The organism is Cupriavidus sp. DB3 (assembly GCF_020418465.1).
In the GTDB taxonomy this organism is placed as follows: domain Bacteria; phylum Pseudomonadota; class Gammaproteobacteria; order Burkholderiales; family Burkholderiaceae; genus Cupriavidus; species Cupriavidus cauae.
Genome location: NZ_JAIZPL010000002.1, coordinates 621237 through 646811 on the forward strand (window position 1 = coordinate 621237; position 25575 = coordinate 646811).

The following is a 25575-nucleotide window of genomic DNA, read 5'->3' on the forward strand; positions in this document are numbered from 1 at the left end:
GGGCCGGTCCCATTGGCACGCAGAAACGGGTACGCTCGTCTCTCGCTGCCTCTGATCTGGACCGATAGAACGCCCCCACGGCTTGTCGCCATGGGGGCGTTTCGCATGGCGCGGCATGGCGCGCTGGTTGCGCGCCAACTGCGCGCGCATCAGATTGCGGTGCCCGCGATCGTCACCGACAACCGTTGCCCGGTCTTCCTGACGCTGCAGCTCGCGGTCAGCGAGAAGTCGCCCGGGGTCAACGGCGTCACGCCGACCTGGCCCGGATGCGTGGCCGGGGTCACGGCGATATTGCCGGCCTGCTGCCAGTCCCACGCCTCGCATTCGAGGAAGGTCAGCGCGTTGCCGCGATGCCTGACGGTCGCGGTGACCGGGATCGGCAGCGGCGGCATCGTCGCGATGCGCAGCGGTTGCGGACCGTCGTAGACCAGCGCCCAGGTCGGCTGCTCGGTCACCGTCAGGCCGGCGCTCGGCGTGGCATCGAGGGCGTTGCTGGTGGCCGTGACCTTCAACAGGCTCTGCAGCGGATCGGCCCCGTTGGGACGGCTGGTGTTCAGCGTGAAGCCGCGCCCGCTCGCCGTGGGCTGGACCGACAGCGACGGCGAGGTGCTGGCGTACGACCATTGGCCGTCGAACTGCGCGGTCGCATCAAGGCCGTCGCTGCGCATCACGCGCGCGGACAGCGTGGCCGGATAGCCGTTCAGGATCGAGATCGCGTCGATCGGCGTGCCGTTGCGCAGCAGCTCGAGCGTGTAGGCGTAGCTGCCGTTCTTCAGCACCACGACGGCGATCCGCGCGGCCAGCGCGACGCCATTGGGCGCCGTCACGCCGACGGTGACCGTGCCCTCGACCGTGCTGGTGGTAGACAGATTGACGCCGTGCAGCGTCGCGCGCTCGCGATCGGCACTGAGCTGGATGCCGGCGGCCGAGCTGGCCCAGGCCCAGTCGTGCACGGCGGCCGACACATCGATACCGTCGCCATCGAGCAGCGTGGCGCGGATCTGCCGCGTTTCGCCATTGGCCAGCGTCAGCAGCGGATGCGAGACCGCGAGGCTGTAGTGGTGGCTGGCGGCGACGGTGATCGTGGCCGTCTGCACCGGCAGCATGATGGCCTTGCCGTCGGCACCGTTGATGGTGGCGGCGACCTGCACGTTGACGGTGCCCGGCGCAATGCCGGTCACGACCGCGGCACCGGCGACGGTGGCGCTCGGTGTCACCGTCGCGACGGCGGGATCGGACGAGGTCCACGCGTAGCTGCCCTGGGCGGTAACGTCCTTGCCATTGCTGTCGACGATGACGGCGGCCAGCGTCAGCGTGCGGCCCACGCCGACCTGTCCCGCCGATTGCCCGAGTGTCACGGTATAGCTGACCGTTGTCGGTGAGCCGTTGGACCCGGGTCCCGACGATCCGCCGGAACCCGAGCCCGAACTCGGACCCGCTGCCGCACCATCGCTGCCGCCGCCTCCGCCGCATGCGGCCAATACCATCGCTGTCAGCGCCGCCGCGACCCAGGCGAGCGCCTTCGACCCCGTTCCCGTTCTCATGATGTCTCCCCGTTTGCTGGGCCAATGTCCCCATTCAGGCTAGGCGCGACGGCGGCGTCGCTGTACCGGCCAGGCGGTGGACGATGGCCGCGGTTTGCGTGGGGCAGCGCGCGTTCAGGTACGAGACCGGGAGCGCGATCTCATCCATTTGGCCGAGACCGCGGTGTGGCGTCACACCACCGCAGCGTGCGCGCTTGACGAGTCGACGCTCGATGCACTACGCTTTGTGGCTGCTACACCGTAGCGCCTCGTCGAATCGCGTCGAATCGCATCGAAGCTCGACACCACTCACACCAGCCAGCACGATGTCCGTTGCAACGACCGTCCACCGCCAAGCCGCCGATGCCCTGCGCATCGCCGCGTCGGCGCGCGCGCGTCGTGCGGTCGCCATCGATGGCCTCGGCTCGGTCCGCGCGCTCGCCTGCGCCCTCTCCTCGCTACAACTAGACCTACCGATCGGTTGCCGGGCCTAGCGCCCCGTGGCAGTTCGGCAGCCTGTCGCCACTTTTCCGTTCGCATTGGCACGCCGCAATCGGCCTCGATTGCGGTCCTGATCGCGCCCGATCGGCATTCGATCGCCCGCTTGCCATGCGTCCCGCCTTTTTTCGCTATCGCGATTCCCTCGCGAGGAGGACCCGTTCATGCTGCGCAATCCCGCCGTCAAATACCGCTCCGCCGCCACCGTCGATCTGCCGGATCGCAGCTGGCCGAACCAGCGCATCACGCGCGCGCCGGTCTGGATGAGCACCGATCTGCGCGACGGCAACCAGGCGCTGATCGAGCCGATGAGCGTGGCGAGCAAGCTGCGCTTCTTCGAACAACTGGTGAAGATCGGCCTCAAGCAGATCGAGGTCGCGTTTCCGTCGGCATCGCAGACCGATTTCGACTTCGTGCGCATGCTGATCGAGCAGAACCGCATTCCCGACGACGTGACCATCGTCGTGCTGACGCAGGCGCGCGACGACCTGATCCGCCGCACCATCGAATCGCTGCGCGGCGCGCCGCGTGCGGTCGTGCATCTGTACAACCCGATCGCGCCGGCGTTTCGCCGCATCGTGTTCGGCGCGAGCCGCGACGAGGTCAAGGAGATCGCGCTGGCCGGCACGCGGCTGATCCGCGAACTGACCGATGCGATTCCCGGCACCGCGTGGACCTACGAGTATTCGCCCGAGACCTTCAGCATGGCCGAGCTCGATTTCGCGCTCGAAGTCAGCGACGCCGTCGCCGACATCTGGGAGCCGGGCCCGTCGCGACCGATGATCCTGAACCTGCCGAGCACGGTTGAGTGCAGCACGCCCAATGTGTTTGCCGACCAGATCGAATGGATGCATCGGCATCTGGCGCGCCGCGCCGACATCGTGCTGTCGGTCCACCCGCATAACGATCGCGGCACCGCGGTGGCGGCGGCCGAGCTGGCCGTGATGGCCGGTGCCGATCGCGTCGAGGGCTGCCTGTTCGGCAACGGCGAGCGCACCGGCAACGTCGACCTGGTCACGCTGGCGTTGAACCTCTATACGCAGGGCGTCGATCCGCAGCTGGACTTCTCCGATATCGACGAGGTGCGCCAGTGCGTCGAGCATTGCAATCAGCTGCCGGTGCATCCGCGCCATCCCTATGCCGGCGATCTGGTGTTCACGGCGTTCTCGGGCTCGCATCAGGACGCGATACGCAAGGGCTTCGCCCAGCAGAGGCCGGATGCCATCTGGGAGGTGCCGTACCTGCCGATCGATCCCGCCGACCTGGGCCGCAGCTATGACGCGGTGATCCGCGTCAACAGCCAGTCCGGCAAGGGCGGCATGGCCTATCTGCTCGAACAGGTGCACGGGCTGTATCTGCCGCGCCGGCTGCAGATCGAGTTCAGCCGCGCGGTGCAGCGCATGACCGACGAGACCGGGGCCGAGGCCAGCGCGGACGATCTGTTCGCACTGTTCCGCCGCGAATATCTCGATGTCGATGCGCCGCTGCGCTACGTGTCGCACCGGATGATGTCGAGCGCGGACGACCAGGTCGAGATCGAGGCGACGCTGGTGCAGGATGGCGCCACGCGCGTGGTGCGCGGCAAGGGCAACGGTCCGATCGACGCCTTCGTGCGCGCGCTCGGCATGCCGGTGCGCGTGATGGACTACCACGAACACGCGCAATCGTCCGGCGCCGATGCGCGCGCGGCCTGCTATGTCGAGGTACGGGTAGGGGAATCAGCGACCGGCTTCGGCGCGGGGATCGACGCGAATCTGGTGACGGCGTCGTTGAAGGCGGTGGTGTCGGGGATCAATCGGCATTTGCGGGCGGCACAGCTGAGCGGCGCCGAGCAGCAGGCCGCCTGAGACACCCGCGCACCTTGCGACACCGCAGGTTGGCTTCCCTCTCCCGCTCACGGGAGAGGGGACACCATAGCGATACCGGCGGCGTCGCGCGTCACCGTGTCACCGTGTCACCGTGTCACCGTGTCACCGGAACGCCGGCTCGTCGAAGCTGCGCAGCTTGCGCGAGTGCAGCGCCTCGACGCCGTTCTCGCGCAGGATGCGGATCGCTTCGAGCCCGATCGTCATATGCTGGCTGACGCGCTGGCGATAGAAGGCGTTGGCCATGCCGCGCAGCTTCAATTCGCCGTGCAGCGGCTTGTCCGAGACGCACAGCAGCGTGCCGTAGGGCACGCGCAGGCGGAAGCCGTTGGCCGCCACCGTCGCGCTTTCCATGTCGATCGCGATCGCGCGCGACTGGTTGAACCGCGCGTACAGCGTCTTGGACTTCAATTCCCAATTGCGGTCGTCGGTCGAGACCACGGTGCCGGTGCGCATCCGCGTCTTCATCTCGTTGCCCGACAGCCCGGTCACCCGCGCTACCGCTTCCTGCAGCGCGACCTGGATCTCGGCAATCGGCGGCACCGGGACCCATGGCGGCAGGTCCTGGTCCAGCACGTGGTCGTCGCGGACATAGGCGTGCGCCAGCACGTAGTCGCCAAGCTGCTGCGAGCGGCGCAGGCCGCCGCAATGCCCCACCATCAGCCAGCAATGCGGGCGCAGCACCGCCAGATGGTCGGTCATCGTCTTGGCATTCGACGGGCCGACGCCGATATTGACCAGCGTGACCCCGAGCCGGTCCTCGCGCACCAGGTGATAGGCCGGCATCTGCGGCAGCGCGCGCGGATACAGCGCCAGATCGGGCTCGGCCTCGCCGTGGTTCTGCACGATATCGCCGGGCTCGACGAAGCGGATGTACTCGTCGCCATCGGCGCTGGTCATCAGCGAACGGCCCAGCGCGACGAACTCGTCGACATAGCGCTGGTAATTGGTGAATAGCACGAAGCGCTGGAAGTGCTGCGGCGCCGTGCCGGTGTAGTGGTACAGCCGCTGCAGCGCCAGATCGACGCGCTCGGCGGGAAACAGCGACAGCGGCCAGGCCTCGCCGGGCACGGGCTCGTAGGTGCCGTTGGCGATCCCGTCGTCGATGCGGCTCAGTTCTGGCAGCACGAACGACGCCTCGAGTTCGCGGGCCTGCGTGTAGCTGATATCGGTGGTCGACGCCTCGATCACGAAGGGCAGCGGAATCGGCCGCCGGCTGGTGCCCACCACCACCGGCACGCGGTGATAGCGCATCAGCCGTTCGATCTGGTCGCGGTAGTAGTCGGCAAACAGATCGGGCCGCGTCACGGTGGTGCCATAAACCCCGGGATACGCCACCGTGCCCCACGACGGCCGGCTGTCGGTCACCATCGTTTCGATATTGACCGAGATGCCCAGATAGGGATAACAGGCATGCGCCGCCGAGGGCAGCGGCTCGCCGCGGGCGAAGGCATCGAAACGCGCGCGCACCGCGCCGACCGCGTTGTCGTAGATCTCGCCGATGCGCGCCAGCGCGGCTTCTGGGTCGGTGAACTCGGCCAACTGGTCGGCCGGATGGGCGGAAGAGAAGATCGAGGCTTGCATGCGACGATCATACTCCGGAGCGCACGCGCCCTGCACATGACCGTGCTGGCGACCCGGCAAACCATCGCGATGCCGCTCCAGCGAATGCGGGAGCGGCTGCCGGCTTATTTCCTCGGCTCACTTCGCCGGCTTGTTCGCCCGCCTTATTCCGGCTGGATATTGGCGGCGCGGATGATGCGCCCCCATTTGGCCGATTCCTGCTGCTGGAAGGCCGCCAGTTCGGCCGGCGTGCTGGTAAAGATCTCGGTGCCGGTGCTGCGATAGAAGTTGCTTGCGGTCTGGCTGCGCGCCGCCTTGACGAGCAGCTCGTTCAGCTTCGCGACCACCGGCTGCGGCGTGCCCGCCGGCGTGTACGCCGCGAACCAGTAGCTCATCTCGTAGCCCTTGACGCCCGCCTCGTCGATGGTCGGCACATCCGGTGCCAGCGGCGAACGGGTCTTGCCGGACACGCCGAGCGCGCGCAGCTTGCCGCTCTTGACCTGCGGCAGGCCGGTCGCGGTATCGGTGATCATCATCTGGATCTGGTTGCCGAGCAGGTCGGTGACCGCCAGCGGATTGCTCTTGTAGGGCACGTGCAGCAGCTGGACCTGCGCCATCTGCTGGAACAGTTCGCCGGCGATGCGCGACGACGAGCTGCCGCTGCCGAAGCTCAGCTTGCCCGGCTGCTGCTTGGCCAGCGCGATGAACTCGCCCACGGTCTTCACCGGCAATTGCGGGTTGACCACCATGATCTGCCCGCCCTTGCCCAGCGCGGTGATCGGCGTGAAATCCTTGACCGGATCGTAGGGCAGCTTCTTGAACAGATGCTCGTTGGCCGCGTGCGTGGTGTTGGTCGTGATCAGCACCGTATAGCCGTCCGGCGCGGCCTTGGCGACGTCGGAGGCCGCGATGAAGCCGTTGGCGCCCGGCTTGTTGTCGACCACCACGGTGACCTTCGCATCGGTGGTCATCGCCTGGCCGATGGCGCGGGCCAGCTGGTCGGTGGCGCTGCCGGCGGCGAAGGGCACGACGAAACGGACCGGCTTGTCGGGGAATTCCGCGCGCGCCGGCGCTGACGGCAGCGCCAGCGCGGCGAATGCCGTCAGCGCGGCCAGCGCGGGGAGCAGTGTCTTCAGGCGCGGCGCCGGTTGCGTTCGCACGGCCGCGGGCAGGAATCGGGATGGCATGGTGTGGTCTCCTCTGGGTGTTTTATGAGGTCAGTTATCAGGTCGGTGATCAGGTCGGTGATCAGGCCAGTCGTCGGGTCAGGATGAACCGATGCGTGGCGCCGAGTCAGCCGCCTCCGCGCAAGCGCGGCGGCAAGGGAATCTCCAACTGCAGCAGCAGGAAGGACAGGGCCTTGCCGTGCGCGTCGAGATTGAGCGCATCGTTGACGCCGCCGTCGAGCACGCCGTCGAGGACGAAGTTCATCGCATGCAGGCTGGGCACGACGTAGCGCGTCGCCGCGGCGGGACGGCGATGACGGAACAGCGTGCGTACCGCGTCCTCGGTCACGTGTGCGAGCAGATGCGCGAAATCGCGCTCGTCATAGGCGATCACGCTGATGTTCGAGCGGTCGCCCTTGTCGCCGGTGCGGGCGTGCGCGAGACGATAGAGGGCAATGGTGTCGGACGTCGTCATGTTCAGCCTTCGATCATCGTGTGGCGCGGCGACACCGCATCGCGCGGCACCAGGCAGGACATCGCGTTCAGCCGCGGACGCAGCGCGGTGCGCACGCCGCCGCCGCCGGCAGGTCCGCAGCAATAGAGCGCGTTGACCTCGCGCAGCAGCGCCTCTGCCACGGCCTTGTCCTCGTGCGCCAGCGCGGCGCGCAGCCGCACGTCCTGGCTTCGCGCTTCATCTGGTTGCGGCGCGGACAGCCATGCGCCGCCATCGTCGGCCAGCACGCTGAGCACGCCGATCAGGTCGAGCCGCACCGGCGCCTCAATGCCCAGCATCGCCATCCGCTTGCGCACGATGTCGCCGGCCAGGCGCGCGCGCGCCGCGGCGTTCGGTCCGGCGTAGGAGATCTCGCCCTCGGCGATCCAGCCGCCTTCATGAAACAGGTTGGCCTTCAGTTGCTCGGGACGCGCGTGGCCGCGGATATTGCGCACCGCGACGCGGTCCGGACCGACCTGCTCGACCGTGACCGCGCTGATGTCGGCCACCACGTCGGGCGTCAGATAGGCGGCGGGGTCGTGGACCTCGTACAGCAGCTGTTCCTTGACGGTACGCAGGTCGACGCAGCCGCCGGTGCCGGCCGCCTTGCCGATCTCGATGCCGCCATCGCTGTCGAGTCGCACGATCGGATAGCCAAGCGCATGGACGTCGGGAACGTCCTTGATGCCGGGATCGGCGAAATAGCCTCCGGTCACCTGCGCACCGCATTCGAGCAGATGGCCGGCCATGGTCGCGCGCGCGAGGCGGTCCCAGTCCTGCCAGGACCATTTGAAATGCGCCATCGCCGGGCCGACCGCCAGGGCCGGGTCGGCGACGCGGCCGCACACCACCACTTGTGCACCGGCGATGAGCGCATCGGCAATGCCCTGCGCGCCGATATAGGCGTTGGCGCAGACGAAGCGGCGCTCGGGAAAGGCCTCGCCCAGGAGGCCCGACAGCAGCGCGCGGCCGGCATCGCCGGACAGATCGTCGCCCTCGACCACGGCCACGCGCGGCCTGGGCAGGCCCAGTTCGGCCGCCAGCGCCTGCACGCGTCGCGCGGCGCCGTGCGGATTGGCCGCGCCGAAATTGCCGATGATCGGAATGCCGTGCGCCAGGCACAGGCCCAGCACCGGGGTCAGCAAGGCGTCGAGCAGCGGCTCGTAGCCGCGCTCGGGATCGGCGCGCCGGGCCAGGTGGGCCAGCGCCAGCGTGCGCTCGGCCAGCGTTTCGAAGATCAGCGCGGCCGGGCCGCCGTCGGCGATCAGCGTGCGCACCACGGGCAGCGCGGCGTCGATGCGATCGCCGGAGAAGCCGGCACCGGAGCCGATCGAGAGGGAAGAAGCCATGGCGGGCGCGATATCAGGAAGTCGACGGTCGGAATCAGGACCAACAGGGATCAACAAGGACCAACAAGGACCAACAAGGACCAACAAAGACCAATACGGAACCGCGCAGATGCGCGGCCGGTCCCGGCATTCTAGGCACGATGGCGAATTCGGAAAAACGGATTATTTGGATTAATCTAGCGGTCCGGCCGATCAATGCGCGGTCCGTCCGTGGTCGATTCCCGACCGATCCGTGGTCAATTCGCGGCCCGCTCGCCGTGCATTTGCCGTCCGTGCGCCATCCATGCGCCGTCCATTCGCCGTCCATTCGCCCTCGATCAACCATCCTTTCGCCGCCATGAACCTGTCCGTCAAGCATCTGCGCGCCTTCGTCGCACTGGCCCAGCAGCGCAATTTCACACGGGCGGCGCAGGCCTGCCATCTGTCGCAGTCGGCGTTCAGCGCGCTGATCCGCACGCTGGAGGAACAGGCCGGCGCGCGGCTGTTCGAGCGCACCACGCGCTTTGTCGAGCTCAGTGCCGAGGGTCGCCGCTTCGAGGAGGTAGCGGAGCGGCTGCTGGCCGATTTCGAGGACGCCTTCGCCGACCTGCGCGACCATGCCGAGCGCCGCAAGGGCCGGGTCGCGATCGCGGCGCTGCCGTCGATCGCCGCGGGCGATCTGCCGCCGGTGCTCGCCGCCTTCCGCGCGCGCTATCCAGGCATCGCGCTGGCGCTGCACGATGTGCTGGCCGACGGCTGCATCGATCTGGTACGGCGCGGCCGCGTCGATTTCGCGCTGGCGCCGGCGCCAAGCCAGGATGCGGACCTGAAGATCGAGCCGCTGGTGGCGGATTCCTTCCACGTGATCTGCCCCGCCGATCATCCGCTGGCCTCGCGCCGCAGCATCGCCCCGTCCGCGCTCGCCGGCCTGCCGTTCATCCATCTGTCGCGCACCAGCAGCGTGCGGCAGCATCTGGACGCCGCGCTGCATCCGACGCGGCTCAATGGCGTGATGGAGGTCGAGCATCTGGCCACGGTGGCCGGGCTCGTGGCCGCGGGCCTCGGCGTCACCGTGGTGCCGTCGCTGGCGCTGTTCCAGTTCCAGCTGCCCAATCTGGCGATCCGGCCGCTGCGGCTGGAATCGCTGGTGCGCGACATCTGCCTGGTGCGGCTGCGCGACCGCGGTGATTCGGCCGCGGCCAGCGCGATGCTCGACTACGTCTACGCGCACTTTCGCAAGCGGCGCGGCGCGCAGGATGCCGCGCGGCCGACGCGTCCGAAGTGAGTCAGACGTGAGTCAGAAATGAGCCAGATAGCCGCCGTCGACGGCAAGGACGTGGCCGGTGACATAGGACGCCGCCGGCGAGGCCAGGAACACCGCGGCGCCCGCGATCTCGTCCGGCTGGCCCCAGCGGCCCAGCGAGGTACGGCGCTGCAGCCAGTCCTTCACGCCGGCGTCGCCGACCATCGGCTGGTTCGGCTCGGTGGCGAAGAACCCCGGCGCAATCGCGTTGACGGTGACGCCATCGCGCCCCAGGTCCGCCGATAGCGAGCGCGTCAGCGCATCGAGCGCGCCCTTGGTGGCGGGATACAGCACGTCGTCGCCCCGCGCCACCTGCCCCGCGATCGAGCTGACATTGATGATGCGGCCATAGCCACCGCGACGCATGCGTATCGCTGCATGCCGGCACAGGTTGTACGGCGCGACCAGATTGGTCTCCATCATCGCGCGCAGATCGCCGGTATCGAGCTCGGCCATGGTCTGCCGATTGCGCGCGCCGGCGTTGTTCACGAGGATGTCGAGCCGGCCATATTGGCTGTCGATGCTGTCGAACGCGTTCGCTACCGCGGTCTCGTCGGTAATGTCGAGCACCAGCGGACGGGCGCCCTCACCGAGCGTGGCGACGGCCTGCTCGACACGCTGCGCATTGCGTGCGGCCACCAGCACGATGGCACCGGCGTCGATCAAGCCTTTCGCGATGGCGATGCCAAGACCCTGCGCACCGCCGGTAACCAGCGCCACGCGGCCGGTCAGCGAGAAGGGATGGGAGGAGGAATGGGATGGGGTATGCGCGGACATGCGGGGAAATATACCGCAGGGAGGCCAGCTTATCCCTGTGGTGTCTGCCTGGTTTGTTCGATCAGCCAGTCGCGAAACGCCACAACGCGTGGATCGTCGCTGCTGCTCTGCGGATAGACGAGGTGATACGCATAATCCTGCGCCACGCTGACCCCGATGTCGAACAGCCTGACCAGACGGCCCGCCGCGAGGTCGTTGGCGATCATCGGCAGTTCGACCAGGCCGACGGCGCCGCTGTCCAGCACGGCCTGCACGACGTGCGTGGAATCGGCGAAGGCCATGCAGCGGCTGTCGTCGAAGTTCTTGATGCCGGCCGCCGCCATCCACATCGGCCAGTCCGGCCAGACGATGCCATCGGTCCGGCAATCGACATGGCACAGCGTGTGGTGCAGCAGATCGCGCGGCTCGCGCAGCGGGGGGCCGGATTCGAGCAGGCGGGGACTGCAGATCGGTACCACCACCGTGCCGAACAGACGCTCGGCGCGTGCGCCTTCGTAGTGGCCGGCGCCGAAGCGGATCGCGACGTCGATATCGTCGGCCTCGAAATCACGGACCTGCTCGCTGATATCGAAGGTCAGCTCCAGGCCGGGATTCGCGGCGCGAAATTGCGGCAGCCGAGGCAGCAGCCAGTTGGACGCGAAGCGCGCCTCCAGCGATATCCGAAGATGCGTCGCGCCCCGCGCCATGCGCCGGGCGCGCGCGGTGGCGCGGCGCAGATTGTCGAGCGCATCGGCGGTGGCCTCGTACAGGACCGCGCCGGCGGGTGTCAGCTGGATGCTGCGGCTGGTGCGCGTAAACAGCGTGATGCCGAGCTGTTCCTCGATTTCCTTGATCTGGTAGCTGACCGCCGCGGGCGTCAGGCCAACCTCTTCGGCCGCGCGGGTGAAGTTCAGATGCCGCGCCGCCGCTTCGAAGGTCCGGAGGGCGCGCGTGCCCGGCAGCATGCGATTCATCGATCTTCAGGCGAGATGGGAGGGTCGGCCGAAAACTACCGGTTTCTCGGCGAGGGGTCAATGCGCGGGGAGTCGCGCCGAGCCGGCGCGCAGAGAGAGAACGTGGTGCACGGGCACGGGCCCTGCACCACGTATCATCGGACCTTCAGACCATCAAACCATCAGACCATCGAACAGCCGAAGCAATGCATCGCGCCGGATCAGGGGAATGCCGGCACCGCCGGGTCCATCCCCGCGAAGCGGGCTTCCGGATGCGAGCTGCGCAGCAGCGTTTCGATTTCCTCGACACGGCCGCGCGGCACATCGACCATCAGCAGGATCTTGCCGTCGGCGATATCGGCCTCGAAGGGCTTGAGCCGGCTGTTCGGCGCGGAGCTGCCGATCATGCTCGAGGCCCAGGCCCCGAATACCGCGCCGAGCACCGCCAGCACGCCGACCAGGCCCCATTGCGGGGTATCGCTGACGATCGGGAACATCGCGACCACCACGCCGGCGACCACGCCGACCGCACCACCGATCATCAAACCCATCTCGGCGGCGTGAACGATATCGGAGGTCTGGAACAGATTGGCTTCATGCAGGCCGGTCATGTCCATGCCGTCGCGGGCGACGAAGTGGATGTGCCGGTGTTCGACGCGATTGATCAGCAAATCGTCCATGGTGCGCCGAGCGCTGACCACGTCGGGCAATAACCAGTAGATGCGTTTGCGCATGACGGATTCCTCCGAGCGAGGTCCCGTCCGTGGGCTGCCGAGGCTGGCAGGTGGCGGCAGAATCCGCCAGCGGGGCGGGTTTTACTTTTGTACGCCACCAGGCAGGGAATCGCAAGCGAAGCCGTGGGGGGCAGCGCACCGTGCCGGCGCCGCGTCGCGTAGCCGTCACGCCGGCACAGGGCCGACGTGACGGCGATGACGCCAGGGCAACGCCAAAAGCCGAAGCTGGGGGCGAAGTCCGAGCCGAAGCGAACCCGCGCCAAAGCGCAAGCCCGAGCCGAAGCCCGAGCCCGACCCGAAGCCGCTCAGAACGTGATCGGCAGCCGCACGTTGACCTGCAGATCCGGCGTATCGCGCGTCAGCCCCGCGCCGACCGAGATATTGAGCGTATAGCGGTCGCTGAAGCGGTACGAATAGCCGACCAGCAGCGAGCCCTGCGTGATCCGCACCGAGCCGGGCACGGTCTGTCCGTTCTGCTTGGTCGGCCAGATGATGCTCTGGTCGTAGCCGATGCTGAATGACGCCCGCTCGTTCAGCGCCAGGCCCATGCCGAAGTTGAAGCCGAAGATGTCGCCCGGCTCGATCTTGCCCAGCGGCTCCTTCTGGCCGTTCAGCACGGTACGGCTGACGTTGTCGCGGCCAAAATTGTGTAGATAGCTGAAGGTGCCGAAGAACACCGCAGGATCGGTCGGCAGCAGCCACGTGATGCCCGGCTGGATCGCATGAAAGCCGGTGCCGGTCGGCATGCCCAGCGGCAGCCCGGTGCCGGTGGTATTGCCGATGCAGCGCTGCACGCAATCGGTGACCACGTCGAACGGGCTCTTGCCGGTATTGGACTTGTAGCGCAGCCAGCCGACGAAATACGGCATGCGGTCGTTGCCGTAGTTCAGCTGATAGCGCAGCGTCGCCTCGACATCGCCCAGTCCGCTACCGCTCGAATTGAAGACGTTGTCGACCGCAGTGCCGGTGAAGACTTCGCGGCTGATGGTCGAGCCCGAGCTATGCACGTATGGCACCTTGGCCTCGATTTCAAGCCGCTTGGTAATGCCGTAGCGGAAGGCGACCGAGGCGACATAGGTCGAGGTCTTGACCTCGCGCACGTCGATCAGCCCGATCAGGATCGCCGGAATCACCGTGTAGCCGACCAGCGCCACGCGGTTGTTGGACGAATAGCCGTACTGGAACGCCGGCTCGACCACCAGCCGGCCGGGCGGCGTCAGCACGCCGGGCTGATCGAAGATCGGCGCGATCTCCGGCGGACGCGTGTCGCGCTCGGGCGGCCGGCCCACCGGTTCCTGCGCCTGTGCGACGGTGGTGCTGCCGTTGGCGGGGCCCTGTGCGGGGCCCTGTGCCGCACCTTGTGCCGGACCTTGTGCCTGATTGACCGGCACGTTGCGCGTATTCGGCAGGCCGGTATTGCCGCTGGCGGCAGCCGGCGCCGTCGCCGCGCCGGTCGCGATATCGGCGCCGGTCACACCGGGGCCGCGCTGCCCGCCGCGCTTGTTCGCCAGCGCATCGGCGCCGACGATGCTGCGCAACTCGCGGATGGTGGCCTCTTGCTGGGCCATCGAGCGCTTCATCGCGTCGAGCACGGCGGCCTGTTCCGCGACCTCGCGTTTCAGGGCTTCCAGCTTGGCGGCCGTCGGCCCTTCGTCGGGCAGATTCTGCGCATGCGCCAATCCCCCCAGCAATAGCAAGGTCGAGCATCCCGCCTGCCGGATGCCCTGCATCGACCTTTTTCTCATGACTCTCCTCCCCCCGGATGGCGGACTGGTTCAGGAGTCCGCGACCTGTTTGCGTTGTTGCCATGCACCCCTGTGTGTCCGGATGCGACCGCGTGCATCCGTTGCTTCCGCTTGCTTCGTGTGGTCCCGTATGCGTGTTTGGCTCTACCGCATGCTCGCCGCCCGCTGCAGGGCGCTGTTCAATGCCGCGCCGGCGACCCCCGCGCGGAACGCCTGCAAGGTGTTCACGCCCGCATCGATGGTCAACAGGCTCTGGATCGACTGGTTGTTGAGCGAGTTCTGGATCACGGTCGCCGGCGTGCCCGCCAGCGCCCCCGCGTTGAAGCTGTTGCCCGGCCCGTTCTGGATCAGATTGAGCAGGCCGTTGGTGGTGACCGAACCGGTCGCGGTGGCGATCACCGCCGGCGCCGGCATCGGCGGCGTCCCCGAAGACGGTGGAGGCGATGGCGCCGCCACCGTGGCGGTGCCCGGCGTGGAGGTGGACGTGCCTGGCTGTCCCGCGCTCGCCGAGGAACTGGCGCTGCCGCTGCCGGGCGTCGAGGTGCCCTGCCCCGCCTGCCCGGCCTGCCCCAGCGCGTTGGCCGCGACCGAGCCCGCATTGGCCGCGCTCTGCAGCGCGGCGGCAAGCCGTCCTGCCTGTTCCGAGGTGATGCGGCTGACGTCGGGAATCACCAGGCTGGTCGATACCACCAGGTTGCCGTTGATATAGACGGCGCGTTCGATGCCGAACGAGACCTGCAGGCCGCCGGTCTCGAAGCCGCCTCGCAGTTCTTCCAATCGTGCCGATGCGACCGGTTTCCAGCCGGCCATGCCGCTGCGCGCGGCAGCGATGGCATCGTGATGCGGATCCGCGGCGGGGTAGGACGCCAGTCCGGCGTCCAGCCCGTCCTCGCGCGGGGCCTGCGTGCTCCACGCCTGGCCGGCGCAGGCCAGTCCCGCGCCTAGCAGCATCGCTGCCGCGGCCGAATTGGCAGCGCCACGGGCGGCGCCGCGGCGCGCCGGCCGCGTAGTCATGGCTTGTCGATACATGGTGACGGGTCCCTAGAAGTCTCCAGCGCCATGCTTTGGCATGACGGTAAAGAACAGACTGTCCCGATTGACCCCCATCCAGTACGGCCCACTGGGTGCGACGCGCCAGTCCGAAGCCTGGTTGAAGCGCGCGATATCGGTGCGGTTGTGGATCACGAACAGAAGACTACTGTCCCAGATCCGTTCGAAGTGTTCGCGAGACAACGCTCGCGTACCGAGGGCGGGATCGCCAACCAACACCCGATTGCCGCGTACCCCCTTGACCACGACGAAATGGTGGTAGCCGTTCTCGACCACCAGCACGATCGCCGGGACCTGGGTTTCCTCGAGCTTGGACAGCGGCAGTTCGAAGCCGTCGGCCATGAAGCCGCGCGTTTCGAGGAAGCGCTTCATGTCCAGCAGCGAGAAGCCCTCGCGCTGGATCTTGGCGCGATCGCCGGTCAGGTACATCTGCTGGAACACTTCGGCTTCCGTGACCGGATGGCCGTACTGATAGGTAAGCAGGGTCGCCACTGCGGCCGAGCCGCAGCTGAAGTCGTACTGCTGCCGGATGGTGGTCTTGAAGCGTGCCTCCTTCAGGCTCACCGTCCGGACCTTGTAGTCGCTGCCGGCCGGTGGAATCACCACCGTATCGGCGGCGTGCGCCGGCACCATGGCCGACGCCCAGGCGAGCGCCGCCAGCGCGGCAAGGCGTGGCAGGTTCATGGCCTGCTTCATGGCCCGCTTCATGGCCCGCTTCATGGCCCAAATCGCACGTTCAGAATCGTCGCGTTCTGGATCAGCGTGTTGGCGCCGGTGTTCTGTATCACCGTGGGCAGGCCGCTCGCATTGGCGAACGCCCCATCCGAAATCGCGTTGCTGCCGGTGATGACGCGATTGGCGGTGTTGTCCGCCACGACGCCAGCCAGCCGCATGTCGTTGACCACCACTTCGGCGCCGCCACGGATATCGGCCAGCGCGTCGGTGCCGACCGGCTTGCCGAAGCCGGCGAGCACGGTGCCCGTCTGCCCTTGTGCCGATGCGTCGACCGTTGTCCGCGGTGTCGCGGCCATCGGGGTGTCCTTGCTGTTGTCTTCCGGCATGCCGACGGTGGTCGGCATCGCGGCCGTCGGGCTCGCCGCTTCTGGCGCGGCGGACGGCTCCGCCGCGGCGTGCAGGCCGGGCCAGAGCAGGAATGCTGTCGTCAAAGCGCCGACAGCGGTGCGGACCGCTCGCATGATGGTGCCTCCTTGTGTCCCGTCGAACGGGCATCCCGACGCGAGGCCGGGACGCCCACTCCTGCAGAGCAACACCGCGCAAGGCGCGATGCCGGTGCGCCATCCACGCACCGGCATTCGCGAGCGCGCAGCGTCTTACCTGCCTACAGCCAGGTTGGCCTGGACCGTGACGGCTTGTTGCACCAGCGAGCCGAGGCCGCTGTTCTGGTTGGCGATCATGATGCCGGCCGCCGACTGCCCGACGCTGCTCATCGCGTTGGACATGTTGAACGTGCCTGCATCGGCCAGCGCCGCACCACCGGCACCACCGGCACCGCCGGTCGCACCGTTGCCCACGCCGCCGGTACCGCCCGCACCCGCGCCACCGGCACCGCCGGCACCGCTGGTCGCGCCAGCCGCGCCGACCGCGCCGTTGCCGGCGGTCGCGGCGCCATTGCTGGCCGTGGTGGTGGCGCCGCCATTGGTGGCATTGCCGCCGTTGCCGCCGTTACCGGCCACGCTGGTCTGCGCGCCGCCAGCGCCGCCGGTGCCCGTGCCGGCGCCGCCCGAAGCCGTCGCCGCACCGCCGGTGCCCGCGCCACCCGCACCGCCAGTGCCGGTACCCGCGCCGCCAGTGGCCGCCACTGCGCCGGTGGTACCAGCGCCGCCGGCACCGCCCGCCGCGCCGGACGTGCCGCCCGCCGTGGTCACTGCGCCGCCAGTGCCTGCGCCGCCCGCACCCGCGGTGGTCGCGGTGGTGTCAGCGCCCGGACCGCGCGCGCCGCCGCCGCTCGAGCTGCTGCTGCCGCCCAGGCCAGCGCTCGCGCCGAGCGAGCCGCCCGACGCCGCACCGGCACCGCCGCCATCGCCGCCGCCGGCCAGGCTGCCGCCGGTGCCGTTACCGCCGGCACCGGTGCCATTGGCGCCGCGCGCGCCGACGCCCACGCTGGCGGCCAAGGCGCCGCCGCCGGTGCCGACGCCGTTCGCGCCCCGGCCCGCGGTGCCGTTGGCGTTACCGCCATAGCCGCCGCGGCCTGCCGTTGCGCTGCCGTTGGTGGCATCGCCCGCGGTCGCATCGCCAATGCTTGCCATGCCGCCGGCACCGCCGTTGCCGCCGGCACCGCCATTGCCGCTGTTGCCGCCATTGCCGCCGGTGCCACCCATGGCATTGCCGCCGGTGCCCGCGCCACCGCGGCCGCCGGCGCCGCCGCTGGCATTACCCAGCTGGCGGGCCACGTTGCCGATATGGCTGACGGTGAGGCCGCTGACCGTGCCGTTCAGGCGCGTCATGGCGACCGCACGGCTGGTGTTGAAGGCATTGGAGAAGTTGGCGGTCGAGGTGGAGCCGTTGTTTGCCGCAGTCGTGCCAAGGCCCTCAGCCCATGCGCGTCCGCGGTTCTCCGAATTGGTCTTGGTCGTGGTGGTGGTGTCGTTGTCGGTGACATTGACATTCACCGCCACGGCGTCGTCGGTTGCGGTCTGTGCCAAGGCGTGCCCTGTCACCCCGAGAGTCAGGGCGACGGCGGACGCGAGTAAGGTCTTTTTCATACATAGCTCCCAGGAGGAATGTTCTCTGCGACTCAGCCCGGCGCCGCGCTCGTCAGACGGAAAACGAAGCGGTAGCCAGGTCATGGTCCGGCATTGGCCAAACCGAAGCGCCCTGCGCATATTCGGTGCCAGCACCCCCCGCAGGCGTCGCTTTCCCTTGTAAAACAAGGCCAAAATGGCCCTGCTGCGGTGCAAGATCCCGCTTTCGGTGCGACACTGGGAGCCCAAATACTGTGAACCGGAACAGACATGTCACATCGATGTGACAGCGGCCGGAAAGTGGCGTCGCGCGGCGATTCCGATTGCGCGAGAAAAATATGTTTATCGCCGGATAGTTAAGTCGGGATGCCGATAAAACCGAACCGGCTGACGTGGCGTTACGGAATTGAAACGAGGAATCGGACAGGGCGCAGGTGGTGTTTTTTTAAGCACGTCCTGCATTGGGGGGATGTTTCGGATGGACCGCATCGCGGATCATTGGCGGCCGTTGCCGGGGCGCGCTTCATGCGTCGCTTCCCGTAGCGGAAATGCTGGCTGGAAATCGCTCGCCGGATTGCACCGCAAATTGTGTCGACATTGCGCCGACGTTGTTCCGCCAAGGCCAGTGACCGGCCGGCCCAGCCAATGTGCGAATTCACACGGCGGCACGTATTCCGTTGTCACTTTGATCCATGTCTGATTTAAAGTACATTAAACTAATTGCCGACCTGTCGTCGACTCGCAAGGGAAACCATGAGTGAAGCCGTCGTTCCCCTGTATCACCAGATTTACGTGGTGCTGCGCCAACAGATTGTGGAAGGCCGTTTTGGCCAGGGGCCTCTGCCGGGCGAGATCGACCTGGCCAAGCAATTCCATGCCTCGCGCGTGACCATGCGCCGGGTGTTCGATCGCCTGGTGCAGGAAGGCCTGGTGCGCCGCCATCGCGGCCTGGGCACCTTCGTCAATCCGCATCCGATCGCGCCGGCCGCCAATGCGCCACGCACCGTCAGCCTGCTGGACAACCTGCTGGACATGGGCCAGAAGACCTCGGTCAACGTGATCTCGATCGAGGAGGTGCAGGCCGCCCCGGACGTCGCCGAATCGCTGTGCCTGCAGCCCGGCGATCCCGTCACCAAGGTGGTGCGCGTGCGCCATTACCACGGCGAACCGCTGTCCCATATCACCGTCTATGTGCCGGCCGACCTGGGCCGCCATCTGACGCGCAAGGATCTGGAGACCACGCCGATCCTGCGGCTGCTCGAGAACCGCGGCGGCCTGAAGCTGGGCCGTGCCACGCAGGTGTTGTCGGCGCGCCTGGCCGACGTGGTGGTGGCCCCGCTGCTCGAGGTGCCGGTCGGCGCCGCGCTGCTGGCGACCCGCCGCGTGGTGCAGGACAAGTCCGGCCGGCCGATCCAGCTGCTGCTCGGGCAGTACCGGCCCGACCGCTACGAATACCGGATGGAGCTGTCGCCGGCAGGCGGCGACAGCGCCAACGTCTGGGTCGACAACGGGACCCGCACCAGCTTGCGAGACTGACGCAGGCGCGCCATGCTGCGCGCTTCGACGATCAGACAAGGAGACTCGCGTCATGCCGCTGCATCGAGCCAGCCGTTCCCTTCTGCCGCCGGCGCACCCCGCCGGCATCGTCAAGACACGCCGCGCCGCGCTCAGGCTGGGCGCGGCCACGCTGCTGACATCGCTGGCGTCGCCGATACCGCTGCTGCCGCTGCTCGCGCCGTCCAGCGCCATCGGCGCAACCAACGGGAACGCAGGGCAGGCGAGCACATCCGGCACATCGGCGACATCGGGCACCTCCGCGACATCCGGCACGTCGGCGGCCCCGCTTGGCCAGATCGCCGGCGGCAAGCCCATCCGCATCCTGGTCGGCGCGCCGGCCGGCGGCACCACCGATACGCTGGCCCGCACCATCGCCAACGAGATGGGCAAGCTGCTGGACCAGTCCGTCGTGGTCGAGAACCGCCCGGGCGCCGGCGGCAATATCGCCGCCGAGCTGGTGGCGCAGAGCGCGCCGGACGGCAGCACGCTGCTGATGAGTTTCACCAGCCATACCATCAACGCGACGCTGTACAAGAACCTGCCCTTCGATCCCGTCGCCGATTTCACGCCGATCACACTGGTGGCCAGCGTGCCAAGCGTGCTGGTCGCCCATCCGTCGGTGCCGGCCAACAATGTCGCCGAGCTGATCCAGCTGGCCAAGTCCCGTCCCGGCAAACTGAACTTCGGCATCGGCGCCGTCGGCTCGTCGGTGCATCTGGCCGGCGACATGTTCAAGATGATGACCGGCACGTACATCGTCAACATTCCGTACAAAGGTACGACGCCGGCAGTGACCGACCTGCTGTCGGGCCGCGTCGAGCTGATGTTCGCCAGCACCCTGAACGTGCTGCCGCATATCAAGGCCGGCAAGCTCAAGGCGCTTGGGGTCACCAGTCCGGCGCCGCTGCCGCAGCTGCCGGGCGTGCCGCCGATCTCGCAGACCGTCAAGGGCTTCGAGTCCAATGCCTGGTTCGGGCTGTTCGGCCCGGCAGGGCTGCCGCCCGAAGTCACGCGCACGCTCTATCAGGCCGCGCGCCGGGGCCTGGAGACGCCATCGGTGGCCAAGCGCCTCGAAAGCGATGGCGCGCAGCCGGTCGCCAGCACGCCCGAGGCCTTCAGCGCCTTCGTCAAGCAGGACATCAAGCGCTGGGCCACCGTGGTGCGCTATTCGGGAGCCAAGGTGGAATGAGCCGTGCCGGCGCCGGGACCGCCCCGGCGCAAACCCTCGCACAGAAGCTGGTCGCCCGCGCCGCGGGCCTGGACCACGCGACGCCCGGCACCGTGGTGACCTGCAAGGTCGATCTGGCGATGTCGCACGACTCCAGCGGACCGCGCCGCGTCGCGCCGCTGCTGCGCGAGCTGGGCGCCAAGGTCTGGGACCCCGAGCGCTTCGTCGTCGTGACCGACCACTTCGTGCCCGCCGCGGATGCCGAGGCCGAGGCGATCGTCCGCTTCACGCGCGACTGGGTCCGCGAACAGCGCCTGCCGCATCTGATCGACAACGAAGGGATCTGCCACGTGGTGCTGCCCGAGCGCGGCTACGTGCTGCCGGGCCAGTTCATCGTCGGCGGCGACAGCCACAGTCCCACCGGGGGCGCGTTCGGCGCCTATATGTTCGGCATCGGCGCCACCGAGATGGCGGGCGTGCTGGCCACCGGCGAAATCTGGCTGCGCGTGCCGCAGACCATCCGCATCCAATGGGACGGCACGCTGGCCGACGGCGTCTGCGCCAAGGACATCATGCTGTTCCTGTGCGCCCGGCTCGGACTGGGCGGCGGCCGCTACGAGGCGATCGAATATGCCGGCACGGCGGTGACCGCGCTGTCGATGCAGGAGCGGATGACGCTGACCAATATGAGCGCGGAACTGGGCGCGCAGACGGGCCTCGTCGCACCGGACGCCACCACGCTGCAATGGCTTGAACAGGCCGGCGTGCCCGCCGCCACGCTGGCGCAGATCGATATCGAGCACTGGCGCAGCGATGCCGATGCGCCGCTGCTGCAAACCCATCGCTTCGACGCCGCCGCCCTGGCGCCGCAGGTCGCCGCGCCGCACTCGCCGGCCAACGGCGCGCCGGTCAGCGACGCCCAGGGCCAGCCGATCGACCTCGCCTATCTCGGCGCCTGCACGGGCGCCAAGCTCGACGATCTGCGCATGGCCGCGCGCATCCTGCGCGGGCGCAAGGTCGCGCCGGGCGTCTCGCTGCAGCTGGCGCCCGCCTCGCTGCGCGACCAGCAGCAGGCCGAGCGCGAAGGCACGCTGGCGGCGCTCGTCGATGCCGGCGCGCAGCTGCTGCCCAATGCGTGCAATGCCTGCGCCGGTTACGGGCCCACGCGCTTCGCCGCCGGCACGCGGGCGATCGCCTCGACCGCGCGCAATTTCGCGGGCCGGATGGGCGACGCCGGCAGCGCGGTGTGGCTGGCCTCGCCGATGACCGTGGCCGCATCGGCGGTCACGGGCCGCATCACCGATCCGCGCACGCTGCTGTGAAGACCGAGATCCGCATGGATACGCCGACCCAAACCGGCCCCGATACCGGACCCCATACCAGGCCCGAACGCCAGGCCCCCGGCCGCATCTGGCGCTTCGGCGACAACGTCGATACCGATGCGATGGCGCCCGCCACGCAGATGAAAGGCGGAATCGAGCAGATCGCGCGCCATTGCCTGGCCGGATTGCGTCCCGAATTTCCCGCGACCGTACGGCCGGGCGATCTGGTCGTCGGTGGACGGCATTTCGGCGTGGGCTCGTCGCGCGAGCAGGCTCCCCAGGCCTTGCGCCATCTCGGCGTGGCGGCAGTGATCGCGCCTTCGTTCGCGGGCCTGTTCTATCGCAATGCCTTGAATCTCGGCCTGCCGGCGCTGGTCTGCGCGGATACCGACAAGCTGATCGACGGCGAACACGCGACGCTGGATCTGGAAAACGCCGCGGTCGTGCTGCCCGACGGCAGCCGCGTGCCATGCGAACCGATCCCGGCGTTCCTGCTCGACATGCTGCGCGCCGGCGGGCTGATCCAGCATCTGAAGCGGCGGCTCGCGCAGCAGCGCGCTTGACCACCTGTCGCGCTCAGCCGCGCTGCGCGTTGCCAGCCTCGCGCAGCAAGGCCATCACCTCTTCGTCGGTGGTCTGGTCGAAATCCGCGTAATACGCGCCCACCGCGCCGAAATCGTCCGGCACCCATAGCGAGACGCATTCGTCGGCCGCGTCCCGCAGCGACGCCAACCCTTCCACCGAAGCGACCGGCACCGCCGCAATCACGCGAGCCGCCCCGGCATGGCGCGCGCTCTCCAGTGCCGCGCGCATCGTGGCGCCCGTCGCCACGCCGTCGTCGACCATGATCACGACCCGGTCGCGCATCGCCGCCACCGGCGCCCCGCCGCGATAGCGCTGCTGGCGCCGGGCGATTTCTCCCAGCTGTCGACCGCGCTCCAGCTCGAAGGCGCCGCTGTCGACCGCGCGGCGCGTCCACGCATCGTCATTGGCGACGGTATGCGGGGGCGAGCCGGTGGCATCGCCCTCGACCACCGCGCCCAGCGCCAGTTCGGGATAGCCGGGCGCGCCGATCTTGCGCACCAGCAGGATGTCGAGCGTCGCGCCCAGCGCGCGGGCGACCTCGAAGGCGACCGGCACACCGCCGCGCGGCAGGGCCAGCACCAGCGGCGGCTGGTTTTCCTCTCGTTTCGCATAGCCCAGCTCGCTCAGGCGGCGCGCCAATTGGACGCCGGCGTCGTGTCGATCGGCGAAATACGGCGGCAGCGGCATCGCGGCCCTCCTGTCCTGTTGGTGCTTCCCCGGGGCGGTACGAGAACGGGGCCGCGCACGGGCCCATTAACCCTGTGGCGCGGTCACCCTTTTATGTCCGGCTCGACACATGCCGTTACAATGCGAAGGTTAACAAGAACGATTCGCATTTATCGTTCGTTGCCCGAGCCTCCGACCCGCACGGACCGACGTCACGGTCCGCGCCGCCGCACCGCGGCGGCATTCCGCGGGCGTTCTGAAAAAATATAGACGGAACCGACCATGCCACAGCGTGCAACCTATCGCCGCGGCCGCCACCGCGGCCATGCCCTTCGCCTGACGACTCTCGCCCTGGGCCTGCAAGCCGCCGGCATGGTCTGGGCCCAGCAGTCCGCGTCCGCCGATGCATCGGCGCCGGCTGCCGCCCCCGCCTCTGCCGCCCCCGCCTCTGCTGCCACCGCCTCTGCTGCCACCGCCACCGCTACTGCCCCCGCCACCGCTACTGCCACGGCCCCCGCCGAATTGCCGGCCGTTACCGTGCGTGCCACCAGCGACAACGAAACCGCGACCGGCCCGGTCTTTGGCTACGTCGCCAAGCGCAGCGCCACCGCGACCAAGACGGATACCCCGATCATGGAAACGCCGCAGTCGATCACCGTGATCACGCGCGACCGCATCGAGGCGCAGGGCGCGCAATCGGTGCAGCAGGCGATGGGCTATACCGCGGGCGTCCACGCGGGCCTCTACGGCAACGACAATCGCGGCGACTGGGGACGCTTTCGCGGCACCGATTTCACGCAATACCAGGACGGCCTGCTCAATGCGGTGGGCTACTACAACAACGTCCGTCCCGACGTGTATGCGCTGGAGCGGATCGACATCCTGCGCGGCCCGTCGTCGATGCTGTTCGGCCAGGGCGCGGTCGGCGGCATCCTGAACCTCGTCAGCAAGCGGCCGCAGCCCGAGGCCGCCCGCGAAATCGGCGTGCAGTTCGGCAACAACAACCGCAAGCAGGTCCAGGCCGATCTGACCGGGCCGCTCGATGCGGACGGCAAATGGCTGTATCGGCTGGTCGCGCTCGCGCGCGACAGCGACACGCATGTGGACTTTGCCCAGGACAATCGCTATCTGATCGCGCCGTCGCTGACGTATCGGCCGAACAGCGATACGTCGTTTACGCTGCTGGCGAATTTCCAGCGGGATGACAGCAATACCACTGCGGGCTTCTTTCCCTGGAGCGGCATGCTGTTTCCGAACCCCGGCGGCCTGAAGATTCGCGACAGCCTGTTCGTCAGCGAGCCGGGATTCGACCGCTTCAAGGCGGAACAGGCGGCGATCGGCTACCAGTTCGAGCACAAGGCGAACGAGGTGTTCACGGTCCGCCAGAATCTGCGGTACTCGTACAGCACGGTGGATTACCGCAGCATTTACGCGAGCTTCAACAATTCACAAGGCCCCTGGGTGCAAGGCAGCGACCGGTTGCTGCGACGGACCGTCTATTGGGACAACCCGCGGCTGCGGTCCTTCCTCGTCGACACCCAGGCACAGGCCAAATTCGGCACCGGCAGCGTGGGCCATACCTTGCTGACCGGCATGGATTATCAGCACGCCGATATCGACGGACGCCGGGGCGTCAACGGTACCGGCAGCGCGGCGCCGATCGACATCATCAATCCCGTTTACGGCAATTACGTCGCACCGACGCTCGGCCACGTCAATCCGACCAAGCAGATCCAGACCGGCATCTATATGCAGGACCAGATGTCGTGGAACCAGTGGCTGCTGATGGTCGGCCTGCGCTACGACTGGTCGCGTGCCTCGCAAGTGAACACGACGGCCGGCTCGCGCGACGACAATGAGCTGACCAAGCGTTTCGGCCTGATGTACCAGACCGACATCGGCCTGAATCCGTACATCAGCTATTCGGAGTCCTTCCAGGGTGTGCCGGGCACCAACCGCGCCGGCCCGCTCAAGCCGCTGCGCGGCAAGCAATGGGAAGCCGGTATCAAATACCAGCCGCCCGGCAAGAACGCGATGGTGACGATGGCCGTGTTCGACATGCGCGAGAAGAACCGTCGCGCATCGGGCATCGTCAACGGCGTGCCCGACACCGTGCAGATCGGCGAAGCCCGTACGCGCGGTGTCGAGGTCGAAGCCCTCGCATCGCTGCGCAATCGGGTGGACCTGATCGCCAACTACACCTACCTCGATACCCGCATCCTCGCCGGCAATCCTGCCGAAGTCGGCAAGCGCATCGCCAGCATTCCGAAGCATATGGCTTCGCTGTGGGGCACGTACAAGTTCAACCTGTTCGACAAGCCTGGCTTCTCGGCCGGCGCCGGCGTGCGGTATTTCAGCGCGAGCTATGACGGCACCGATCGCAACAAGGTCAGCAGCGCCACGCTCGTCGACGCCGTGCTGGCCTACGACCACGGTCCGGTTCGCGTCGCGCTGAACGTGAACAACCTGTTCGACAAGGAATACCTGACGACCTGCCTCGCCCGCGGCGACTGCTATTTCGGCGCCCGCCGGACGGTGGTGGGCAGCGTTACCTACCGGTTCTGATCCGGCTCGGGAAGATTATCGACACTTGGGCTA

Annotated in this window: 21 protein-coding genes; 7 read left to right on the forward strand and 14 right to left on the reverse strand. The window is 68.1% G+C overall.

Features of this window, described 5'->3' with window-relative positions:
* Window positions 1–149 precede the first annotated feature (149 nt).
* Window positions 150–1358: a hypothetical protein gene (locus K7G19_RS08570; protein WP_226106830.1), complete on the reverse strand. Its 1209-nt coding sequence runs from the start codon at window positions 1356–1358 to the stop codon at window positions 150–152.
* A gap of 827 nt (window positions 1359–2185) precedes the next feature.
* On the opposite strand from K7G19_RS08570, the gene leuA reads away from it, so the two are divergent.
* Window positions 2186–3868 carry a 2-isopropylmalate synthase gene (leuA, locus tag K7G19_RS08575; RefSeq protein WP_226106832.1) on the forward strand — a complete coding sequence of 561 codons (1683 nt, stop codon included), beginning with the start codon at window positions 2186–2188 and terminating at the stop codon, window positions 3866–3868.
* A 123-nt stretch (window positions 3869–3991) separates the two neighbouring features.
* Here leuA and K7G19_RS08580 read toward each other — a convergent pair whose 3' ends face one another.
* From K7G19_RS08580 to K7G19_RS08595, 4 genes are all read right to left on the reverse strand, one after another.
* Window positions 3992–5470 (reverse strand): AMP nucleosidase, encoded by a 1479-nt coding sequence (locus K7G19_RS08580; RefSeq protein WP_149318505.1) that lies wholly within the window; start codon window positions 5468–5470, stop codon window positions 3992–3994.
* 143 nt (window positions 5471–5613) lie between these two features.
* The gene (locus tag K7G19_RS08585; protein ID WP_226106834.1) at window positions 5614–6636 is read right to left on the reverse strand and encodes a tripartite tricarboxylate transporter substrate binding protein; all 1023 of its coding nucleotides are present in this window, start codon (window positions 6634–6636) and stop codon (window positions 5614–5616) included.
* A gap of 106 nt (window positions 6637–6742) precedes the next feature.
* Window positions 6743–7090, reverse strand: a complete 348-nt coding sequence (locus tag K7G19_RS08590; RefSeq protein WP_226106835.1) for a hypothetical protein — start codon at window positions 7088–7090, stop codon at window positions 6743–6745.
* A gap of 2 nt (window positions 7091–7092) precedes the next feature.
* Entirely contained in the window at window positions 7093–8457 is a 1365-nt protein-coding gene (locus K7G19_RS08595) for an acyclic terpene utilization AtuA family protein (RefSeq protein WP_226106836.1), read from the reverse strand.
* 337 nt (window positions 8458–8794) lie between these two features.
* Here K7G19_RS08595 and K7G19_RS08600 point away from each other — a divergent pair, with 337 nt between their 5' ends.
* Window positions 8795–9721: a LysR family transcriptional regulator gene (locus K7G19_RS08600; protein ID WP_226106837.1), complete on the forward strand. Its 927-nt coding sequence runs from the start codon at window positions 8795–8797 to the stop codon at window positions 9719–9721.
* 12 nt (window positions 9722–9733) lie between these two features.
* Here the strand turns inward: K7G19_RS08600 and K7G19_RS08605 are convergent, their stop codons facing one another.
* The 8 genes from K7G19_RS08605 to K7G19_RS08640 all read right to left on the reverse strand — a co-directional run bounded on the left by K7G19_RS08605 (window position 9734) and on the right by K7G19_RS08640 (window position 17700).
* Entirely contained in the window at window positions 9734–10516 is a 783-nt protein-coding gene (locus K7G19_RS08605) for an SDR family oxidoreductase (RefSeq protein WP_226106838.1), read from the reverse strand.
* Between the two features lie 29 nt (window positions 10517–10545).
* Window positions 10546–11469 carry a transcriptional regulator GcvA gene (gene gcvA, locus K7G19_RS08610; RefSeq protein WP_226106839.1) on the reverse strand — a complete coding sequence of 308 codons (924 nt, stop codon included), beginning with the start codon at window positions 11467–11469 and terminating at the stop codon, window positions 10546–10548.
* A 200-nt stretch (window positions 11470–11669) separates the two neighbouring features.
* Window positions 11670–12182 (reverse strand): DUF1269 domain-containing protein, encoded by a 513-nt coding sequence (locus K7G19_RS08615; RefSeq protein WP_149318510.1) that lies wholly within the window; start codon window positions 12180–12182, stop codon window positions 11670–11672.
* A 305-nt stretch (window positions 12183–12487) separates the two neighbouring features.
* Window positions 12488–13927 carry an acetate kinase gene (locus K7G19_RS08620; RefSeq protein ID WP_149318511.1) on the reverse strand — a complete coding sequence of 480 codons (1440 nt, stop codon included), beginning with the start codon at window positions 13925–13927 and terminating at the stop codon, window positions 12488–12490.
* A gap of 144 nt (window positions 13928–14071) precedes the next feature.
* Complete coding sequence (locus K7G19_RS08625) at window positions 14072–14941, reverse strand: flagellin (RefSeq protein ID WP_150084798.1); 870 nt, start codon at window positions 14939–14941, stop codon at window positions 14072–14074.
* Window positions 14942–14968: 27 nt separating this feature from the next.
* A complete protein-coding gene (locus K7G19_RS08630; protein WP_149318687.1) occupies window positions 14969–15661 on the reverse strand; it encodes a C39 family peptidase in 693 nt (230 codons plus the stop codon).
* A 32-nt stretch (window positions 15662–15693) separates the two neighbouring features.
* Window positions 15694–16173, reverse strand: coding sequence for a hypothetical protein (locus K7G19_RS08635; protein WP_226107063.1), 480 nt, complete (start codon window positions 16171–16173; stop codon window positions 15694–15696).
* A 135-nt stretch (window positions 16174–16308) separates the two neighbouring features.
* Complete coding sequence (locus K7G19_RS08640; protein WP_149318514.1) at window positions 16309–17700, reverse strand: hypothetical protein; 1392 nt, start codon at window positions 17698–17700, stop codon at window positions 16309–16311.
* Between the two features lie 732 nt (window positions 17701–18432).
* Between K7G19_RS08640 and K7G19_RS08645 the strand changes: the two genes are divergently transcribed.
* From K7G19_RS08645 to K7G19_RS08660, 4 genes are read left to right on the forward strand one after another with little or no spacing between them, the layout of a single operon-like run.
* A complete protein-coding gene (locus tag K7G19_RS08645) occupies window positions 18433–19215 on the forward strand; it encodes a GntR family transcriptional regulator (protein ID WP_149318515.1) in 783 nt (260 codons plus the stop codon).
* A 52-nt stretch (window positions 19216–19267) separates the two neighbouring features.
* Window positions 19268–20425, forward strand: coding sequence for a tripartite tricarboxylate transporter substrate binding protein (locus tag K7G19_RS08650; RefSeq protein WP_149318516.1), 1158 nt, complete (start codon window positions 19268–19270; stop codon window positions 20423–20425).
* Window positions 20422–21726, forward strand: coding sequence for a 3-isopropylmalate dehydratase large subunit (locus K7G19_RS08655; RefSeq protein WP_149318517.1), 1305 nt, complete (start codon window positions 20422–20424; stop codon window positions 21724–21726). The genes K7G19_RS08650 and K7G19_RS08655 overlap by 4 nt, the downstream gene beginning before the upstream one ends.
* A 14-nt stretch (window positions 21727–21740) precedes the next feature.
* A complete protein-coding gene (locus K7G19_RS08660; protein WP_226106840.1) occupies window positions 21741–22289 on the forward strand; it encodes a 3-isopropylmalate dehydratase in 549 nt (182 codons plus the stop codon).
* A gap of 13 nt (window positions 22290–22302) precedes the next feature.
* On the opposite strand, the gene K7G19_RS08665 is transcribed toward K7G19_RS08660, so the two are convergent.
* Complete coding sequence (locus K7G19_RS08665) at window positions 22303–22998, reverse strand: phosphoribosyltransferase (protein WP_226106841.1); 696 nt, start codon at window positions 22996–22998, stop codon at window positions 22303–22305.
* 351 nt (window positions 22999–23349) lie between these two features.
* Here K7G19_RS08665 and K7G19_RS08670 point away from each other — a divergent pair, with 351 nt between their 5' ends.
* On the forward strand, window positions 23350–25542 hold the full coding sequence (locus K7G19_RS08670; RefSeq protein ID WP_226107065.1) for a TonB-dependent siderophore receptor: 2193 nt from the start codon (window positions 23350–23352) through the stop codon (window positions 25540–25542).
* Window positions 25543–25575: the final 33 nt, after the last annotated feature.

Bases quoted from the DNA above. Each gene is read 5' to 3' on its own strand.
- leuA (WP_226106832.1), top strand. From the start codon at position 2,186: ATGCTGCGCAATCCCGCCGTCAAATACCGCTCCGCCGCCACCGTCGAT.
- K7G19_RS08580 (WP_149318505.1), bottom strand. From the start codon at position 5,470: ATGCAAGCCTCGATCTTCTCTTCCGCCCATCCGGCCGACCAGTTGGCC.
- K7G19_RS08585 (WP_226106834.1), bottom strand. From the start codon at position 6,636: ATGCCATCCCGATTCCTGCCCGCGGCCGTGCGAACGCAACCGGCGCCG.
- K7G19_RS08590 (WP_226106835.1), bottom strand. From the start codon at position 7,090: ATGACGACGTCCGACACCATTGCCCTCTATCGTCTCGCGCACGCCCGC.
- K7G19_RS08595 (WP_226106836.1), bottom strand. From the start codon at position 8,457: ATGGCTTCTTCCCTCTCGATCGGCTCCGGTGCCGGCTTCTCCGGCGAT.
- K7G19_RS08600 (WP_226106837.1), top strand. From the start codon at position 8,795: ATGAACCTGTCCGTCAAGCATCTGCGCGCCTTCGTCGCACTGGCCCAG.
- K7G19_RS08605 (WP_226106838.1), bottom strand. From the start codon at position 10,516: ATGTCCGCGCATACCCCATCCCATTCCTCCTCCCATCCCTTCTCGCTG.
- gcvA (WP_226106839.1), bottom strand. From the start codon at position 11,469: ATGAATCGCATGCTGCCGGGCACGCGCGCCCTCCGGACCTTCGAAGCG.
- K7G19_RS08615 (WP_149318510.1), bottom strand. From the start codon at position 12,182: ATGCGCAAACGCATCTACTGGTTATTGCCCGACGTGGTCAGCGCTCGG.
- K7G19_RS08620 (WP_149318511.1), bottom strand. From the start codon at position 13,927: ATGAGAAAAAGGTCGATGCAGGGCATCCGGCAGGCGGGATGCTCGACC.
- K7G19_RS08625 (WP_150084798.1), bottom strand. From the start codon at position 14,941: ATGACTACGCGGCCGGCGCGCCGCGGCGCCGCCCGTGGCGCTGCCAAT.
- K7G19_RS08630 (WP_149318687.1), bottom strand. From the start codon at position 15,661: ATGAACCTGCCACGCCTTGCCGCGCTGGCGGCGCTCGCCTGGGCGTCG.
- K7G19_RS08635 (WP_226107063.1), bottom strand. From the start codon at position 16,173: ATGCGAGCGGTCCGCACCGCTGTCGGCGCTTTGACGACAGCATTCCTG.
- K7G19_RS08640 (WP_149318514.1), bottom strand. From the start codon at position 17,700: ATGAAAAAGACCTTACTCGCGTCCGCCGTCGCCCTGACTCTCGGGGTG.
- K7G19_RS08645 (WP_149318515.1), top strand. From the start codon at position 18,433: ATGAGTGAAGCCGTCGTTCCCCTGTATCACCAGATTTACGTGGTGCTG.
- K7G19_RS08650 (WP_149318516.1), top strand. From the start codon at position 19,268: ATGCCGCTGCATCGAGCCAGCCGTTCCCTTCTGCCGCCGGCGCACCCC.
- K7G19_RS08655 (WP_149318517.1), top strand. From the start codon at position 20,422: ATGAGCCGTGCCGGCGCCGGGACCGCCCCGGCGCAAACCCTCGCACAG.
- K7G19_RS08660 (WP_226106840.1), top strand. From the start codon at position 21,741: ATGGATACGCCGACCCAAACCGGCCCCGATACCGGACCCCATACCAGG.
- K7G19_RS08665 (WP_226106841.1), bottom strand. From the start codon at position 22,998: ATGCCGCTGCCGCCGTATTTCGCCGATCGACACGACGCCGGCGTCCAA.
- K7G19_RS08670 (WP_226107065.1), top strand. From the start codon at position 23,350: ATGGTCTGGGCCCAGCAGTCCGCGTCCGCCGATGCATCGGCGCCGGCT.